Source organism: Halobacillus salinus (genome assembly GCF_004684905.1).
Classification (GTDB): Bacteria; Bacillota; Bacilli; order Bacillales; family Halobacillaceae; genus Halobacillus; species Halobacillus salinus.
In genome coordinates, this window is record NZ_SRJC01000001.1 from 579,226 (window position 1) to 597,997 (window position 18,772).

Sequence of the window (18,772 nt, forward strand, 5' to 3'; positions counted from 1 at the left end):
TTTTTCTATGATAAATAATCGTTGCATGGGCTATTTTGCCTTTTGAGTCAAACAGAATTATTGAACTTCTTCTGGTTGTATATGAGTTGCAGTGCCTTTTCCAACACTTTCTCATTTTTCTCTGTAATTTCATTCTTTCTTGGAATTGCCTGATAACTGCCGTCTGGGTCGTGCCAATGGCCGGGTAGAGATACTGGTGCTTGAGGTTGCCATTTCTCTAACCAGCTGTTTGGTAACTCTCCTTGAAATGGGGTATCATCGACCATCACTTTCCACAACTGAGCCCATGCTCTTGGTACAACACGCCAAATATCATATCCGCCTCCCCCTAAAGCGATCCACTTGCCATCACAATACTGGTGAGCAAGTTCGTGGGCTACCTTGGGAATCTGCTCATAAATCTTCATTGTCGAACAGAGATGAGTGAGAGGATCCAGATGGTGAGCATCTGCACCGTTCTGTGTCACGATCACGTCAGGTTGGAAGTATTCCATAATTTCCTTGAGAGCGGTTTCATAAACGCTTAGAAAAGATTCATCCTCAGTAAAGGCATCAATAGGGAAGTTGAAGGAGTACCCGTAGCCTTCTTTCAAGCCTCTCTCATTCACATTTCCGGTACCAGGGAATAAGTAGCGGCCGGTTTCGTGAATCGAAACTGTGCATACATTAGGATCATCGTAGAAAGCCCACTGTACGCCATCTCCGTGGTGCGCATCCGTATCAACATACAGCACCTTGCAATCGTACTTCTCTCGGATATACTGGATGCCAACTGCACCATCATTATAAATGCAAAATCCTGATGCTTTCCGTTTGAAACCGTGGTGCAATCCACCACCCAAATTCAGAACATGATCATAGGTTCCCTCCATCACCGCGTCGATAGCAGAGAGCGTACTACCGACTAGAAGAGAGGAAGCCTCGTGCATACCGTCGAACATAGGAGTGTCCTCTGTCCCGATGCCGAATTCCATACCGGCTTCTTCTGTCAAAAGCCCGGCCCCTGCCTTTTTGACAGCTTCTATATAGGTTCTGCTATGAGAGAGCGCTAACTCATCCTCAGTGGCATATCTAGGTGAGATGTAGTCGCCTTCTTCAAGAGCTCCTGAAGCTTCCAGTAATTCCTTGGCTAGAACGACTCTCATTTGGTTGAAAGGATGATCATCCCTAAAGCGGTAGTTCGTAAAGTCTTCTGAAAAAACAAACCCTGATCTACAACTCATGGTGTCATCCCTGGCATTTTTGGCCACAACACTTCATACCCAGCCGCCTTCAAATCTTCTATGATCGGCAGGGGATTCATGGTCTGTATCCGTACCACGATAATTTTATAGGCATCATCTTGCTTGTATGGATAGAGGAGCACAGAACTTATGTTGACTTTACGCTTGCCGAATACTTGCGTGACTTGTGGCAGCATCCCTGGCTTGTTCAATACTTTAACCTCGATTTGAGAACTTTGAACATTCGTCCCCGTCAATTGGATCAAGGTGTACAACATATCCTTCTCTGTAATGATACCGACAAGTTGATCGTTTCTTGTTACAGGGACACAGGCAATTTCATGGTCATAAAAAATCGAAGCTACCTCTTCGACAAAGTCGAGAGGGTGTACGGTTATGACAGGAGTAGTCATGATTGATTCGATTGGGTGCTGCAACTCCTTAGCGTTCACATCCTCATCAAAAATAGAAGGGGAGGCATCGCGAACATCGCGGTCTGAAACAATCCCAATCACTTCGTTTTCCTCATCTACAATAGGAATATGCCGTATATGATTCTCGTGAAGGAGCTTCAACGCCATTTCTACGGAATCATTTCTTTGTAAAGTAATGACTTCTGTTTTCATAATTTCTTCCACGAGCATAATGTTACCTCCTGGCCTTGCGATATTGATGTCTAGTCAAAAATCTCAACGTATCGAATTGTTCAACTGATTCTTCAGAGACGTGCTTGCCGATCCGGACCATTAAACAATTAGCTGGATGGGAGATGATTTCAGGGTCATCTGTAGGAGCGGGAGTAAGTCCTCCTGCTGCCATCATTTTTTCCATCACTTTGCGATAGTCCCAAATGTTCAGTCCGGTCCCTTTCAAGTCCCAATGCCAATGGTATTCTGTTGAAATGACAATATAATTCTCCATGAACTCATCCATCATAGAAATTCGAAGTAATCTCGAGCCGATGCGGTACCCTCTGAATTGCGGAATGACTTCAATGGCACCTAGTTCAATGAGGTTCTCCATATTTCCCTCTGACCACCTCTCGAGCGGATCAGGATGGAGGTAGGTTACATATCCTACAATGTTTTCGTTGTGTCTCGCAATAATGATTCGGCCTTCTTCAAAGTCAGCGATACTTTGTACAGCCTCGAATTGTTTTTCCGCTGGCCGGAATGCAGTTAGTTGTTCGTCAAATGTGTAGGCCGCTAATTCCTTTGATGAAAGCGGGCCTTCGATGACGACAGGACCATGCTCGGAATCGAACGCTTCCTTGTGATACGTTTTTTCATGGTTCATGTATCCACCGCCTTTTTGTAGAAAATATTGGCTATTCCCAATTATACAGCAAATTTCGAAAATGTCATGATAAGAAAAAGAGCAGTACCTTGTATGAAAGGTACTGCTCTAAGTTAATTTATTCTCCGTTACCAGAATCAGAGCTTCCATCATTTGAATCACTAGATGAGTCTCCTTGGTCTTGTGAGCCATCATCTTGGGAAGTGTCCGATTCTTCGGTATCAGAGTCATTGTTACCATCGGTGTCGTTGTTCTGTTCCTCTGAGGTATCGTTGTTTTCTCCGTTACCATCAGAAGCGTTCTCTTCGCCTGAATCGTTGTTCTCATCAGGTTCCGGCTGCGGTTCAGGATCTGGCTCTGGTTCTGGATCCGGAGCTCCAGGGTTCCCGACTTTTGCCGTACTGGATAAACCGGACGAAGCACCGAAATAGTCGACTGCACGAACGGCATAGATTCCTTCACTACCTGAGAAGTTAAAGGATCTGTTTACTGTGCTTCCAATTAGCGAGAAGGATCCTCCTGGAACAGAAGCACGATATACTCTGTAGCCGACAACATCATTACTCGATGACCCTGGCCAGCTAATTGTATTTCCGTTAACGGATATATTAGCTGGTGCGTTTGGTGACTTCCCGTCATTCGAAATCGAAGACGCAGCAGAGCCGATGCTTCCGGATGAAGGCAATGCCACGTTACTGAATGCTTGTGTGTTCGGAAGTAATTCCCGAAGGACAGCTGGTGACGTGTAGCCATTCTCTTTAAGGAAGGAAGGACTCAAGGTCACGCCGCCACTACCTTGTACGAATTCGCTTGGAGTGTTCGGTCCAGCGACAACGAGTTTTCCGTTTACTTTAACGAAGTCACCTCTGATCAGGCTGTCGTCAACTTTCGTCGGAACATACTTGGCATTGTAAAGGTCGCTTTTCGCAAGTCCCATGGATGCACATAAATCGGATGCAAGTAATCCTGATGTAGCACAGTAAGATCTGCGTACTAGACCTCCAGGGCTTTGGAATCCTTGGTCTGGAACCATCAAGTCAGGGCGGACTTCTGATACAGCATTGACGACATCAGCCCATATGCCTTGGGTTCTGCCACTGTACCCGCGGTCGAGTTCTGCTTGCTTATCATAACCTGTCCACATGCTGACAGTGACGTTAGGGTTCGTTGCGACAAACCAGGAGTCTTTATAGTTCTGAGACGTTCCGGTTTTACCAGCCCAGTCGACACCAGGGTAGGCGAGCTGACTGCGTACACCGCTAGCTGTTCCGTATCGCAATACTTCTCTCATCATATCGATCATCAAGTAAGCAGTTTGAGGGGAATAGACATCTCTTTTCTCTGCTTCATGCTGATAGACGGTGTCTCCGTCTTTCGTTTCGATCTTTTCAATCATGTAAGCTTCGGTGAAGCTTCCCATGTTTCCGAATGTTGCATAAGCATTTGTGTTTTGTTGAACAGTAATATTCTTAGTTCCTAAAGCCATAGAAGGATATTCTGATTCAACTTTTGGAAAGTTCATCTTATACAAGTAGTTCTCGTATGGTTTGTTCGGCAAAATTTCTACGAACTGCTTAACGGCTGGAACGTTATAAGACCAAGCTAGTGCATACCTGGCGGACACGAATCCTTTATATCCACCTGAGTAGTTTTGTACATCATCTGATGTGCCTGGGTAATTATATGGCACATCGGCTATAACCGTACCCGGCTGAGCGGCGCCCATGTCCATACTCGGTCCATACACAAGTAGCGGTTTGATCGTACTTCCTGGAGAACGTCTCCGCTGCGTATAGTTGATTTCACTTACATCGAAGTCGCGACCACCAATGAATCCTAGGATTTTCCCGGTCTCATTTTCAATGATCATACTTCCGACTTGGACAGGGAGATTCTCCTCAATACGCTCTCCTGTTTCCGGATCTGTTTCATAGATGGTTTTATTCCGTCCATAGTTCTGGTAGGCATTTTTGGCATTCTGCATTACATCATAGACTTGTTTATCTATTGTAGTATGAATCTTGTAACCACCAGAGCTCAGTTCACGTTCTGCGAGGGTAGTGTACTGCTCGTTCAATTTCTCATCGCCATTAAGGTCTTTCATCGTGTAGCCGTCATCTTTGGCAAGTTGTTCTTTAAGAACCTTTTTCGCTTCCTCTTGTACTTCAGTTGTCAAGTAAGGATATTTGACGAAGGCGGACTCTGTGGATTTTGCTAAAGTCTTCTTATTGATTTTGAACTTCATAGCCTCATCATACTCAGCTTGTGTGATGTACTCGGCTTTAAGCATTCGTTCGAGAACTTCATGCATCCGGTCGATACCCGGTTCGAGCCCATCTTTCGATTTGATTTCACCACTGTTCGTGAAAGGTGTGTACCCGAATGGAGACTGTGGCAGACCTGCAATGAAGGCAGACTCTGCAATATTAAGCTCTTCCACTTTTTTTCCGAAGATTCCTTCTGCAGCTGCTTGAACACCAGCAATGTTCTCGCCGTTAGCGTTACGACCGAACGGTACGATATTTAAGTAAGCTTCAAGGATATCATCTTTTTCAAAGAAACGTTCTATTCGTAATGCGAGGAGCATCTCTTTTGCTTTACGTTCGAACGAAACTTCATTCGTGAGGATCTGGTTTTTTACGAGTTGCTGCGTTAGCGTACTTCCGCCTGTCTTCACACTGGAGTTCGTAACCTCTTGCACAATGGCACGCATGACGGCCTTAGGGACGACCCCTTCGTGCTCTTTGAAATACTCATCTTCCGTTGCAATGACAGCATTGCGAAGATATTCACTGACGTTATCCAGGTCAACTTCTTCACGGTACAAATCCGATTGAACTTTTCCTAACATTTGATCTTCCTTAGAGAAGAACATCTCGGACGTTTCCGAATAGTTGTAAATATTTTGAGTCAGCTCTTGTTTGCTTTCGATCGGCTGGTCTTTGACTAGAGAAGCAAAGTAACCTGCGCCTACACCTCCAGCAAAAAAGAGACCGATCACACCGATAATGATAAAAAATAAAATAATATTCCAAACGACATCATACGTGATACGTGTGTTCTTCTGAATCGACCCTTTTTTCCAAAGGGACTTGAAATCCAGTTTATTTCGACCATTTTTCTGGTTATCAGACATCATTATACCCCCTAAAAAATCCACACATAATTATAACATACGACAAGGAGTTAGGACATATTTCCATCGAATCATCTTATTGCTTTTTATAAACAAATGTGATAAATATAGATATACAGATTTATAAGCGTGCGTTGAAGGATTGCAGTAGAAGACAAATCCCTGTTACAGAGAGCTGACGGTGGTGCGAGTCAGTACATATTTGATTTTCGAAGTACGATCTGGAGCGGATCTTCTGGTATGAATCAGAAGACGGCTTATTGGAGCCGTTATCGATACAAGTGGCGTGTAATGCGCAACAAGGGTGGTACCGCGAATAGACCTCGTCCCTTTCCAGGGATGAGGTCTATTTTTTTATCCCTTTTTCGGTAACGTATCTAACATAACAAAGGGGTGTTAAGAATGGAACTATTAAAAGATCTGCACCAACGTGGGTTAATTAACCAAGTGACAGATGAGGAAGGTTTAGAAAAACATTTAAGTGAGAATCAAGTGACATTGTACTGTGGATTCGATCCGACAGCCGACAGTCTTCATATCGGCCACTTGCTTCCATTGATGATGCTGAAACGTTTCCAGAAAGCTGGGCACCGTCCAATCGCACTAGTTGGCGGCGGAACGGGTATGATTGGTGACCCGAGTGGACGTTCTACAGAAAGACAGCTCAACTCAGAAGAAGTCGTACTTGGCTACAGTGAAGCGATCAAGAAACAAATGGCGAAGGTATTGAACTTTGACGAAGGGGAGAATGCGGCGGTTGCCCGCAACAACCATGAATGGCTTTCTGAAATCACTGTTATTGATTTCTTACGTGATACAGGAAAGCACTTCGGCATTAACTACATGCTCGCAAAAGATTCTGTAGAATCCCGTATTGAAAATGGGATCAGCTTCACAGAGTTCACGTACATGATTCTTCAATCACTAGACTTCCAAAAGCTTTACGAGAAAGAGAATTGCACACTTCAAATCGGTGGAAGTGATCAGTGGGGGAATATCACTGCAGGCCTTGAGCTGTTACGTCGTACAGCCGCCGGAGAAAAAGAAGTGGACGCTTTCGGACTTACGATTCCATTGATTACGAAAGCGGATGGTACGAAGTTCGGTAAAACAGCGGGAGGCGCGGTATGGCTTGATCCTAAGAAAACGACGCCATACGAGTTCTACCAGTTCTGGATCAATGCAGACGACCGTGATGTGATCCGCTTCTTGAAATACTTCACCTTCTTATCTATGGATGAGATTGCAGAGCTCGAGAAAGAAGTAGAAACGCAACCGGAGAAACGAGTGGCGCAGCGTCGCCTGGCAGAGGAGATGACAACACTCGTCCATGATGAGAAAGCGTTGGATCAGGCACAGCGTATTACAGAAGCGTTGTTCAGTGGAGATATCAAATCCCTTTCCGGTGATGAAATAGAGCAAGGCTTCAAAGATGTCCCTGCTTTCACATCAGAAGAGAAAGAACCTCAGCTACTTCAACTGCTAGTTGACTCAGGTATTGCTTCTTCTAAGCGTCAAGCGCGCGAAGATATTTCAAATGGTGCTATCTACATTAATGGTGAACGCAACCAAGATATGAAGCATACGCTCAACGAAGAGGATCGGATTGAAGATCGCTTTACGATCATTCGTCGTGGTAAGAAAAAATACTTCTTGATTCGTTTTCAATAAAGTGAAGCCCCAACCTATCGAGGTTGGGGCTTTTTGGTATGCAATTCCTTAATTGCCATGTCGAATCCCTTAACATCCAACTCGACTGCATTATTTATGGATTTTTTCACAAAAAAACCGCCGTAACAAAACGGCGGTTTTCCAATCCATTATTAACGAGAGTAGAATTCAACGATAAGAGCTTCGTTGATTTCAGAAGGAAGCTCAGAACGCTCAGGGAAACGAGAATACGTACCTTCACGCTTGTCTTCGTCGAATGTAAGGTATTCAGGAACGAAGTTGTTTACTTCGATCGCTTCTTCTACGACGTTAAGTTTTTGAGATTTTTCACGAAGGCTGATCGTTTGACCAGGTGCTACGCGGTAAGATGGGATGTCAACGCGACCACCATCTACAGTTACGTGACCGTGAGTTACAAGCTGACGAGCTTGTGAACGAGTACGTGCAAGACCTAGACGGTACACGATGTTGTCTAGACGAGACTCAAGAAGTACCATGAAGTTCTCACCGTGGATACCTTTCATGTTACCAGCTTGGTCGAATAGACGACGGAATTGACGCTCAGTCAATCCATACATGAAACGAAGCTTCTGCTTCTCTTGAAGCTGAAGACCGAATTCAGATAGTTTTTTACGTTGGTTTGGACCGTGTTGTCCGGGAGCGTAAGGGCGTTTTTCTAGTTCCTTACCAGTTCCGCTTAAAGAAATACCATAACGACGTGATTTTTTCCAGGTTGGACCTGTATAACGTGCCATAGGAATTTCCTCCTTTTTATTTTTATTTTGCATAAAATAAAAACCGTGTGTCCTTCTTCCGTTGCGCATTATGTTTTCATGCACCATCGCTCCAGCAGCAGAGAGTTACACGATGCACCTCGTATAGAGGAACAAAATACAGACAACGGCGGCTCACGTAGGCTGCCATTTATTTTACACAACGAATATTATATAGTTTCTTCGGTGCAGAAGTCAAGGGTGATACGAAAATCCTTTATCTATTCTTCATCATTTATTGGGTGGAGAAGAAAAAATGCAAAATTTACATGCTTAATCTCGTTTCAAGGTGGAAAGTAGTGGTACAATAGACTCAAATGAAGAAGTGAAGATAGAAAGGTGAGATGATTGGTCATGCAGCTACATAGTAAACAAACCTTACAGCACCTTCAGTCCAGGATTTTTGAATTACTAATGAAGGATGAAACGTATACCTTTGAAAAGTTCATTGACTTACTCTCCCTGGAAATTCGAGACTTTCTTCAAGTCGATCACTGCGGGGTATATTTATTAGACGAATGGGAAAGTGCCTTTCGTTTAAGAAATACCTACTCCTTAGAAGATGACCATTGGACGAGATATTATAGAAGCGATGAAATTTCACATCAGGGTCCAACCATACTTTACAATGGGTATGCCGTCAATCCAATAGCTGATCGCAACCAACAGTATGGTCAATTCTTCTATATCCCGTTATTAAATGAATCTTATTTGCACGGATTTTTTATCATTCCATTGCATCATATGGAAGAAAGGGATCAAGACTTATTAGAACTAATTAGATTAGAAATTAAGAGAGCGATAAAGAAAGTCCGTACAGTATTTGCATCTATAGAACAGAAAGAAAAATACGAATTGTTATATCAAGGGACGTCAGATTTCCACGCTTCCAATCACACCGATGATGTCCTCCAAGAGGTCATTCGGACAATACAGAGGATCTATCCTCAATTTGATTATTACTTATTACTGTCACAAGATTATACAACGCGTCCAGACTTGCCGATCAAGAACTTATCATATGATCCTGAAAAAGCATCTCAGGCTAGCGCTAAGGCCTATTTGATGGGGGAATTGCAAGTAGAGAACGTCACGGAGAACAATCAATCAACTTTATATGCTCCATTGCGAGGAAAGCAGGGTGTTTACGGGGTGCTCCAAGTGGTATCGAAAACGCTTCTTCATTTCCCCAAATCCCATATCGACTTCTTTGATCTCTTGGCACAGGACGCCGGGAATGCTCTGGAAAATGCCCAGCTGTACCAACAATCAAGAAGTTTGAACAATGACTTGCAGCTTATCAACTCCAGTTCTAAACAATTGAATTCCACAATGAGATTGTCAGATAAGATTTCCTATATGGCAGAGCAGATCGACCAGTCGTTCGGGGCTGATGAAGTAGGGTTCATTTTGTTTAAAGACGAGAAACACGAATCATTTGATATTTTAGAAGGAAGTTCCTTGTTTTTTGATTCGGGAGATTGCCATTCTTTTATATCCTGTGTCGATAAGCTGTTTGTAAAGAATGATGAAGCTGTCTTCATTGGTGACCTTTCTACACGTTGGGATCACTCTTGTCCTTATAAGTCTTTGATGGCTGTTCCGATGACGGACCATGAGTATTTAGATGGTCTTGCAATTGTTGTACATCGGGATCCCTACTATTTCAGCTTTGAGTCTTTCAAGTTACTTCAATCTCTGGTGCATCATTCTACACTTGCTTTCGCAAACTCTATGCTGCATGAGGAACTGGAGAAGACAATCATCACAGACTACTTGACGAAGCTGCATTCCAGAAATTATTTAGATGAGCAAGTAGAAGAGTATTTGCTCGAAGATAACAAAGGACACTTTTTATTATTTGATATCGATAATTTCAAGAGGGTCAATGACTCTTATGGTCACCAAATCGGGGATGATGTCATTTGCCAGGTTGCAGAGATCATGAAGCGGTCCATTGCTCCTTCCGGGCTTAGTGCTAGATGGGGAGGAGAGGAGCTTGCGGTCTATTTAAGAAATATTTCAGAAAAAGACGCTTACCGAATAGCAGACAACATTCGCGCGGATGTTTCTGCCTCTACTAATCCTTCGGTTACAGTTTCGTGCGGTTTGGCTTCTTGGGATGCATTCGCGAGAACCGACGTCAAACAAGTGGTGAAAGACGCGGATCAAGCTCTCTATATTGCCAAGGAATACGGTAAAAACCGGATTATCGTATCTCCATAAAAAAAGCTCTCTACCTTATGGTTAGGTAGAGAGCTTTGTCGATTACAAGTAGCTTTCAATTGTTTTGACGAAACGGTCCAAATAAGATTCGTCTTCTTCATCAAAGCGATCCGTAGAGGGACTGTCGATGTCCAGTACACCATAGATTTCACCGTTTTTATAAATGGGAACGACAATCTCTGATCGGGATGCAGCATCACAGGCGATGTGACCAGGAAATGCATGTACATCCGCAACTCGCTGTGTTTTTCCTTCTGAAACAGCTGTGCCGCAAACCCCTTTACCAGATGGGATGCGTACACATGCAGGAAGACCTTGGAATGGTCCGAGCACAAGTTGTTCTTCTTTCCATAGATAAAACCCTACCCAGTTGACATCGTCCAAGAACTGGTTCAGAAGAGAAGAGGCGTTGGATAGGTTTGCGATATTGTCAGGTTCGTCCTCGATCAACGCCTTTAATTGTTTAAGTAGAAGTTCATAGTTATCTTGCTTCGTGCCTGTGTAAGCACTTGATTGAAACATGTTCATTCCTCCCCATATTGAAAATCATGTCGTGATTTGGTGAACGATTACTTGCAGGAAATTCCCCTTTTACAAAGAACTATTCCCTTGAGGGGGAAAAATAATGAACCGACAGAATGATACACGTAATAAGGTGCTCGATGTAGCGTGCCGTCTTTTTTACAGCCAAGGTTTCAACGGGACCTCCGTTCGGGACATTGCTCATTCAGCCAATGTAAACGTGTCTTTGATTCATTACTATTTCAAAAGTAAACAAGGGTTATTCGAATCGTTAGCTGTCAATTACTTTGAACCTTATTTAGAAATCCTGGAACAAGAAGCAGTCTCAGAATTCCAGCAGGATGTAGAATCCTTATTGAAAAAAATTCTACATTATAAACAAACGCATTATCAACTATCATGTTTGGTCTATAGAGAGCTTTCCCTCAATACGGTCTTTGCCCGGGAGATGCTCGTCACATATATTGCGAAAGAAAACCATTTGTTTAATATGATTCTCTTTAATAAACGGTCTAAAGTAGAAGTAACCTTCCGAGAAAAGCTTTGCCTACTGCAATTAAAAGGGTTATTGAATGCCCCTTTCATGATGCCTCATGAGTGTAAGGACCCCTTCATTACAGAAGCATCTATCGACCACTTCGTTGAAGTATACAGCGAGTTAATGATGGAGCAGAAAACGGTCCAATACTTGAGTGCTAACTCTTAAAGAATTTTGAGGATAGCTTATCATACCCTTGCTTTATACCCAGGGAATGGTGTGCATCCGAACCATATACTAAAGGAATCTCCATTGCGATCGCGTGCTCGGCAATAGATTTTGTCGGGTATGTTTCGTTGCAATGGGGTTTTTTTGTTCCTGCGCCGTTATAATCTAGTTCCATTCCATGGTGTTTCGCTGCTTGAAGTACTTGTGTAGCAAGCCTCTCCCAGTTCGGAGGTGACGGATAAAGCTCATGAAACTTCCTTATTAACGTCATGTGCCCAATTCTATTCGGCTTAAAAGGACCAAGGTCACACTGAATGGATGAGGTGACGTGGTCAAAATAAGCATTATATATTCTATCGATAGAACCGAAATCTTCTGTCGCTTCTTGAAACATGGAAGGGCTGAAATCGAGACAATACCAAGCTTTATTCCCTTCTAAAAAATGAACAGAGAGAATCCCGTCATCGAGATAGGGTCCATAGTCATCGAGAAAGTGCTTCGTCTCGTTCTCATAACCTCTGATATAATCCACTTCGAAACCTATCAAGATGGATAGGTCTTTTTTATATTCCTTCTTCAACTCTTGAAGGTCGGATATATATTGATCTACATCCCGTATATCCATGGCGCTATCCTTATCAGGAACCGGGTCTTGAAACGATTCAGGTAAAGGTGCGTGTTCTGTGAAGGTCATGCTCTTATAACCAGATGAAATCGCTTGTTCAATATAGGATTTAAATACGTCTTTGCTTCCGTGAGGGCAGTAAGGCGTATGGATGTGACCATCTTTCATGAGCGGATATTCCTTTCTATTGCAAGTATTTGTCAATCGATTGATAAATTTGAAATAATTTAGCCAAAATTGCTAATTACATGGTATCATAATAAGCAACTAATCAATAAATTCAGTGCAGTTCCAACCGTTGGGCGTGTATCTTGTTAGGAGGATAATTATGAAGTACGTCGTTGGGGGTATCTTATTACTTATCGTACTGTTCATCGTAGGTCTGATTTGGAGAAAGAAGATATACGATGAGGTGGATCGCCTCGAAAGCTGGAAGATGGACATTATGAACAGAAGGGTCACGGATGAATTGTCAAAAGTGAAGAATTTGAACCTTTCCGGTGAAACACAGGAGAAGTTTGAGGCATGGAGAGGGAAATGGGATCAAATTTTGACGAAAGATCTGCCGGAGCTTGAAGAAGATCTATTCGATGCAGAGGAAGCAGCGGACAAGTATCAATTCAAACGTGTGAAGAAAGTCATCCGTCACACGGAAGAAAAGCTGGAAGCAATTGAAGGTAATATTGCATCTATGTACGAAGAGCTGGATATGCTGTTGAACTCTGAGCAACATAGCCGGGAACAAATGGATGCCATTGGGCCTGAGCTGAAGGAGCTATCGAAGACTCTGGTAGAAGACAGGTACTTGTACGGCGAGGCAGTTCATGTATTCGAACGTCAAATTGTGGAACTTGAGACGAAGTTTGATGACTACGAAAGCCTTGTCGCTCAAGGGGACTATATTGAAGCTGATGAACTGGCACAAGAGACGAGAGAAAAGGTAACTCAGCTGAAGGCGGAAATCGAGCAATTCCCCGAGTTACTTAAGAAGTCCCACGCGGAACTCCCGGAACAGCTCAGAGAGTTATCAGCTGGTTTGGATGAGATGAAAGAAGAAGGGTATCGAGTATCCCACTTCAGCTTCCAACCTGAGATACATAAATTCGAGCGTTCTTTGAGAGAAATCGTTGCAAGACTTCAACAAGCGGACCAGAGCGATGTGGCCAGAGAACTGGAAGAAATGGAAACACGCGTGCAAGAAATGTATGTATTGTTGGAGAAGGAAGCAGTTGCACACAATTACGTAGATAAACAGTATGAACCTTTGAAAGCTCAGTTGGATGAGCTGGATTATGTTTTGCGACAGACTGAGAAGGAAATAGAAGAGATACAACATTCTTATCATTTAGATGATGAAGATATTGAGATGTATCGTAGTTTGAAAGCTTGGTATAACCAACTCAGTGGTAGATTGTTCAACCTGAATGAAAAGAGAGAGAACAGCAACGCTTCTTTCGTTGAACTGAGGAAAGAACTGGAAGATGCGCAAGAACAATTGAAGGAACTTGAAGAGAAACAAGAATCTTTCAGTGAGAATGTACAGGCTCTAAGGAAAGATGAAAGGGCTGCAAAAGACAAGCTTAGCGAAATGGAGCAGCTTCTGATCGATACGCATAGACGATTGAAGCGCAGTAATCTCCCGGGTATTCCGGAAGAGCTTTACAAAGCGATGCAGGACGCTGGGGCGAAGCTTGATTATGTCTTCCAATGTCTGGATCAACAACCGCTTGATATGCACGATGTAGCCGAGAAATTGGAAGAGGCTGTGCAATTGACAGAAGAGTTGAACCAATCGGCTAACGAGACGTTGGAATTGGCAGAACGCTCAGAGCGAATTATCCAATACGCCAATCGTTACAGAAGTCAAAACCCGTTGCTAGCAGCGAAGTTGTTAGAGGCAGAATCAGCATTCAGGGAATGCCATTACCAGGAAGCGTTAGAGCTTGCAACTGAGGGTTTGAATGAAGTGGACCCACAAGCTGTTTCTCGTTTGGAAAATAAGGAGCGTGTACTCGCTTAGGAGTGTTAGGATGAAGAAATGGGGACTCATTAGTCTGGCTGCGTTCACGATTCTATTATGGGCAGCGGTGATCGGTTTTTATGTACACACCCCCAAACCGACTCAATTAGCTGAAACGCATAGCTCATCACTAGAGCCTTCCCATTACGATAAATCGATCACGGACGATCAAATTGCCTCTCACTTTTTAAATGATACGACAGGCGGAGCCATACATGAAAACAAAGCCGAAACCATCTTTGGAGAACAAGTCATTACTCAGAATTGGGTAAATGACGTTAGTGAAGATGGAAAGCTCAGTATCGATACTGTTCTTGATTCATTGAACTTGAATGAAGATACAGCAGATAACAGTTGATCATTTTGAGAATGAAAGCCACTTACCTTCTTGGTGAGTGGCTTTTCGGTTTGTAGAAGGAGTGTAGTTTCAAGTCCGCTTAGCTACCTGGGGCATAGGATATTTATTTATCTGTCATGTTATGATAATATTATGGATTGGAATTTAAAGAAAAGGAGCACAAAGCTCATGATTTATTTAGATAATAGTGCTACGACACACCCTCGTCCAGAAGTTCTTGAAAGTTATAAAAAAGTGGCGGACCTTTACTATGCCAATCCTTCTTCCGTTCACCGGCTTGGAAGTGAAGTAGAGCGTTTGCTGCAACAGTCCAGAAGTCAAGCGGCAGAATGGTTTGGTGTCCAGTCAAAGGATGTCATTTTCACATCTGGTGGGACAGAAGGGAATAATATGGCGATTAAAGGTATCGCTCTCATGCACCAATCGAGAGGAAAGCATATGATAACCTCTCAAGTAGAGCATCCGTCTGTGATAGAGGCGTATCGCGCTATGGAGTCTTTGGGTTTTGATGTGACGTATCTTCCGGTAGATTCAAGTGGCCGGGTCAACCCTGATGATGTGGCCCAAGCCATGCGGGAAGATACTATCCTTGTCAGTGTGATGTCAGTGAATAATGAATTGGGTACGATACAGCCTATTCAAGAAATTGGACAAGTTGTTGAACAATATCCGAAAGCATTCTTTCACGTCGATCACGTGCAGGGGCTTGGAAAAATCAATCTCTCAATTCGGGATTGTCATATAGATATGTGCACGGTTTCTGGCCATAAGATTCATGGATTAAAAGGGACAGGTGCACTAATCATACAGAATCATGTTTCGTTGTTCCCTCTTCTTCACGGAGGAAGTCAAGAGCAAGAAACAAGGGCAGGCACAGAAAATCTGCCTGGAAATGTGGCTTTTGTTAAAGCTTTGCGTTTCTTGATGCAGGACAACGATGCCAAACGTAACCATTTGGAAGAAATGCGGCAATATCTATGGGAGCGAATGGAGGATATAGAGCAAGTGGTAATTAATTCTCCAAAAGAAGGTGCTCCTCACATATTGAACGTATCGATTCCTGGTTACAAGCCGGAAGTCGTGATTCATGCACTAGGACAAGAAGACATTTTCATTTCGACGAAGTCTGCCTGCTCCTCAAAGCAGCCGGATGTCAGTTCTGTCCTGAGCGCATGTAATCTTGATAGAGATAGGACGACTTCTGCTTTAAGAATAAGCTTGTCTTATCAGAATACCAAAGAAGAATTAGCTGTATTTGTGAAGACATTAAGGAAGACAATAGAACAACTACACGCGACAATGGGGAGGTAACCATGAACTTTGATCGTATAATGATTCGGTACGGCGAAATGGCATTGAAGGGTAAAAACCGCCGTTCCTTTGAACAGAAACTTCAGCGTAATTTAATAAGAAAATTGAGGGGTTTCCCAGAGACAAGAATACAAAAGACACGTGATCGTATGTATATATTGTTGAACGGTGAAGATCCACATGCAGTGATGCAGATTTGTCAGAAAGTGTTCGGTATCCACAGTTTGAGCTTTGCTGTCAAGGTGGAGAAGGAAGAAGAGCTTATCAAACAGGCTGCCTTGCTCGCATTTGAAGATGCAAAGGGAGCGAGAACGTTCAAGGTTTCCGCTAAACGGACAGATAAAAACTTCCCGATTTCTTCACAGGATTTCAACCCGATTGTAGGTGGGTATATTCTTAAGAACACGGAAAATGTAACAGTTGATGTGCATAATCCCGATGTTGAAATCAAAATCGAAGTCCGTCAAGATGCGGCATATGTCACAGCTCAGGACCTACCTGGTGCTGGTGGGCTTCCAGTGGGTACGACAGGTAAATCGATGCTGATGCTTTCAGGCGGAATCGACAGCCCTGTTTCTGGATATTTAACAATGAAGCGCGGTGTGGAACTAGAGGCTATCCACTTCCATTCCCCACCTTATACGAGTGATAGAGCAAAACAGAAGGTAATTGACTTAGCAGCTCAGCTGAGTAATTATGGAACGAAAATAAAAATTCACGTCATTCCGTTCACAGCTATTCAGCAGAAGATTCATCGTGAAATGCCGGAAGGGTATAGCATGACGATCATGCGTCGAATGATGATGCGCATTAGTGAACAGCTAGCGGAACGTGAAGGGGTACTTTCTATTACAACTGGTGAGAGCCTAGGTCAAGTGGCCAGCCAAACGATGGAGAGTATGAATACGATCAACGAAGTGACGAATTATCCTATCATTCGCCCTCTAGTTGCGATGGATAAATTGGAAATCATCGATATCTCAAGAAAGATTGATACGTATGATATCTCCATTCGCCCATATGAAGACTGCTGTACTGTCTTCGTTCCGAAAGCGCCTAAGACGAAACCTACTCGAAAGAATGCTAACTACTATGAGTCAAATAGCGATTTCTCTCAAGATATTGCCCAGGCAATCGACCAGAGTTATGTGATTGAAGTAGAAGACGGGGAACAAATTCAACAGAAAGATGAATTCAGTGACCTCTTCTAATGAAGGGAGCCGTTCCACTTAGTGGAGCGGTTCTTTTCTTTTTAATTTTCTCAATATTGTGGTATATGTAATACTAAACATTAGAAAGGGTGCAGGGATATGGAACTTTGGTACGGTGGTAAGATTTATACAATGAAAAAGGAAGGAGACTGGGTGGAAGCAGTTGTAACGAATGAGGGTGTCATTACTGCAACGGGCGATACTCAGGGACTTTACCAAACTTATAAAGAACAGATAGACGAAGAACACGACCTGAAGGGTGCTGTAATGTATCCAGGCTTTACAGACAGTCACCTGCATATCATTGGTCACGGAGAGCGTTTAATGCGTCTTGATCTTTCCTTTATGAAATCGGCGGAAGAAGTAATTCAAGCTCTGAAGCAGCACGCAGAACAATTACCTGCTGGAGAATGGATCATCGGGGATGGCTGGAATGAGAATCAGTGGGAAGATAAACGGATTATACATAAAGATGAATTGGATGAGATATCGACCGATCATCCAATGATGCTCACCAGGGTCTGTCGCCATGCCCTGCTAGCTAATTCGAGAGCGATTGAAATGGCAGGTATTACAAAAGATACACCAGACCCACAAGGTGGAGTGATCGTGAGGGATGATAAGGGAGAGTCGACAGGCTATTTCCACGATCAGGGACAGGAATTGATCAAAGATGCAATGCCTGAAGTTACGCCGCAATACTTACGTAAAGCGACTGAACTAGCTGTTAATGACATGCATACCTATGGGTTGGTCGGTGGACACAGCGAAGATTTGAACTACTATGGTGGATTCAAGAAAACGTTGGATGCGTTTACGGATATCATTAATGAGGATCGTTATAAATTCCGCGCCCACCTTCTAGTTCATCACGGAGTAATAGAAGATGTGGACGCCCATCAGCTTGGATTTAAAAAAGGGACCAAGTATGTGGAGCTTGGTGCACTGAAGATCTTCTCTGACGGTGCCTTAGGAGGGAGAACGGCTTGGCTCTCTGAGGACTACACAGATGACCCAGGCAATAAGGGAGTGGCCATTCACACAGAAGAGGGCTTGGCATCTTTGATCGGAGAAGCTAGGAAGCGCCAGATGCCGATTGCCGTACACGCTATTGGAGACGCGGCTGTGGAAGCGGTAGCTGATGAAATAGCGAATCAACCTCTGGAAACTGGAGAGCGAGATCGCATCATTCATGCGCAGATTTTACGTCCAGAGCTGATTGAAAAGTTGAAAGATCTCGATGTCGTCTTGGATCTACAACCGACTTTTGTGGCTTCTGACTTCCCGTGGGTTATGGATCGTATCGGGAACGTCCGTCTAAAGACTTCTTATTCCTGGAAGACGTTGCTTGATGCTGGAATTATGTGTGCAGGTGGATCGGATGCTCCGATTGAAGAGATCAATCCGCTTCTTGGTATTCGCGCAGCCGTAGATCGCAGGGCTACTTATGACAATCAGGTCTATCAAACGGAAGAGCGTCTTTCTGTATATGAAGCCATTTCTTTATATACAAAAGGTAGTGCCCAGGCCATTAAGAAAGAGGACACCCAAGGGATAATTGAGGAGAACTACGTCGCAGATTTCACCGTGCTGGACCGAGACTTATTTGCTCTCAAACCACATGAGCTTGCAGATGCGACGGTAACAATGACCGTCGTGGACGGAGATGTTGTGTATCAACGGTAAAAAAAAGC

15 protein-coding genes and 1 other annotated feature are annotated in these 18,772 nt (G+C 43.5%); of the genes, 8 read left to right on the forward strand and 7 right to left on the reverse strand.

Annotation, left to right across the window (positions count from 1 at the left end):
• Nucleotides 1–47: 47 nt before the first annotated feature.
• The 4 genes from E4663_RS03235 to E4663_RS03250 form a co-directional block, all read right to left on the reverse strand.
• Nucleotides 48–1,223 carry an acetoin utilization protein AcuC gene (locus E4663_RS03235; protein ID WP_135326672.1) on the reverse strand — a complete coding sequence of 392 codons (1,176 nt, stop codon included), beginning with the start codon at nucleotides 1,221–1,223 and terminating at the stop codon, nucleotides 48–50.
• Nucleotides 1,220–1,867: an acetoin utilization AcuB family protein gene (locus tag E4663_RS03240; protein ID WP_079479400.1), complete on the reverse strand. Its 648-nt coding sequence runs from the start codon at nucleotides 1,865–1,867 to the stop codon at nucleotides 1,220–1,222. The genes E4663_RS03235 and E4663_RS03240 overlap by 4 nt, the downstream gene beginning before the upstream one ends.
• Before the next feature lie 4 nt (nucleotides 1,868–1,871).
• A complete protein-coding gene (locus E4663_RS03245) occupies nucleotides 1,872–2,519 on the reverse strand; it encodes a GNAT family N-acetyltransferase (protein ID WP_135326673.1) in 648 nt (215 codons plus the stop codon).
• Nucleotides 2,520–2,637: 118 nt separating this feature from the next.
• A complete protein-coding gene (locus E4663_RS03250; RefSeq protein ID WP_135326674.1) occupies nucleotides 2,638–5,655 on the reverse strand; it encodes a transglycosylase domain-containing protein in 3,018 nt (1,005 codons plus the stop codon).
• Between the two features lie 125 nt (nucleotides 5,656–5,780).
• Nucleotides 5,781–5,989 (forward strand) — a binding site (T-box leader).
• A gap of 68 nt (nucleotides 5,990–6,057) precedes the next feature.
• Between E4663_RS03250 and tyrS the strand changes: the two genes are divergently transcribed.
• Entirely contained in the window at nucleotides 6,058–7,326 is a 1,269-nt protein-coding gene (gene tyrS, locus E4663_RS03255) for a tyrosine--tRNA ligase (RefSeq protein ID WP_135326675.1), read from the forward strand.
• Between the two features lie 152 nt (nucleotides 7,327–7,478).
• Here the strand turns inward: tyrS and rpsD are convergent, their stop codons facing one another.
• Nucleotides 7,479–8,081, reverse strand: coding sequence for a 30S ribosomal protein S4 (gene rpsD / locus E4663_RS03260; RefSeq protein WP_079479404.1), 603 nt, complete (start codon nucleotides 8,079–8,081; stop codon nucleotides 7,479–7,481).
• A 372-nt stretch (nucleotides 8,082–8,453) separates the two neighbouring features.
• Between rpsD and E4663_RS03265 the strand changes: the two genes are divergently transcribed.
• Complete coding sequence (locus E4663_RS03265) at nucleotides 8,454–10,325, forward strand: sensor domain-containing diguanylate cyclase (protein WP_135326676.1); 1,872 nt, start codon at nucleotides 8,454–8,456, stop codon at nucleotides 10,323–10,325.
• A gap of 42 nt (nucleotides 10,326–10,367) precedes the next feature.
• Here E4663_RS03265 and E4663_RS03270 read toward each other — a convergent pair whose 3' ends face one another.
• On the reverse strand, nucleotides 10,368–10,847 hold the full coding sequence (locus E4663_RS03270; protein WP_135326677.1) for a GAF domain-containing protein: 480 nt from the start codon (nucleotides 10,845–10,847) through the stop codon (nucleotides 10,368–10,370).
• A gap of 103 nt (nucleotides 10,848–10,950) precedes the next feature.
• Between E4663_RS03270 and refZ the strand changes: the two genes are divergently transcribed.
• Nucleotides 10,951–11,553 carry a forespore capture DNA-binding protein RefZ gene (gene refZ, locus E4663_RS03275; protein WP_079479407.1) on the forward strand — a complete coding sequence of 201 codons (603 nt, stop codon included), beginning with the start codon at nucleotides 10,951–10,953 and terminating at the stop codon, nucleotides 11,551–11,553.
• Here the strand turns inward: refZ and hisJ are convergent.
• Entirely contained in the window at nucleotides 11,543–12,346 is an 804-nt protein-coding gene (hisJ, locus tag E4663_RS03280) for a histidinol-phosphatase HisJ (protein ID WP_135326678.1), read from the reverse strand. The two genes, refZ and hisJ, sit on opposite strands and share 11 nt — an antisense overlap.
• A 160-nt stretch (nucleotides 12,347–12,506) precedes the next feature.
• Between hisJ and ezrA the strand changes: the two genes are divergently transcribed.
• The 5 genes from ezrA to E4663_RS03305 all read left to right on the forward strand — a co-directional run bounded on the left by ezrA (nucleotide 12,507) and on the right by E4663_RS03305 (nucleotide 18,764).
• Entirely contained in the window at nucleotides 12,507–14,198 is a 1,692-nt protein-coding gene (ezrA, locus tag E4663_RS03285) for a septation ring formation regulator EzrA (protein WP_135326679.1), read from the forward strand.
• A 10-nt stretch (nucleotides 14,199–14,208) separates the two neighbouring features.
• On the forward strand, nucleotides 14,209–14,556 hold the full coding sequence (locus tag E4663_RS03290) for a hypothetical protein (RefSeq protein ID WP_079479410.1): 348 nt from the start codon (nucleotides 14,209–14,211) through the stop codon (nucleotides 14,554–14,556).
• Between the two features lie 168 nt (nucleotides 14,557–14,724).
• Nucleotides 14,725–15,867, forward strand: a complete 1,143-nt coding sequence (locus tag E4663_RS03295) for a cysteine desulfurase family protein (protein WP_135326680.1) — start codon at nucleotides 14,725–14,727, stop codon at nucleotides 15,865–15,867.
• A gap of 2 nt (nucleotides 15,868–15,869) precedes the next feature.
• Nucleotides 15,870–17,078 (forward strand): tRNA uracil 4-sulfurtransferase ThiI, encoded by a 1,209-nt coding sequence (thiI, locus tag E4663_RS03300; RefSeq protein WP_135326681.1) that lies wholly within the window; start codon nucleotides 15,870–15,872, stop codon nucleotides 17,076–17,078.
• A gap of 99 nt (nucleotides 17,079–17,177) precedes the next feature.
• Entirely contained in the window at nucleotides 17,178–18,764 is a 1,587-nt protein-coding gene (locus E4663_RS03305; protein ID WP_135326682.1) for an amidohydrolase, read from the forward strand.
• The last annotated feature ends 8 nt before the right edge of the window (nucleotides 18,765–18,772 follow it).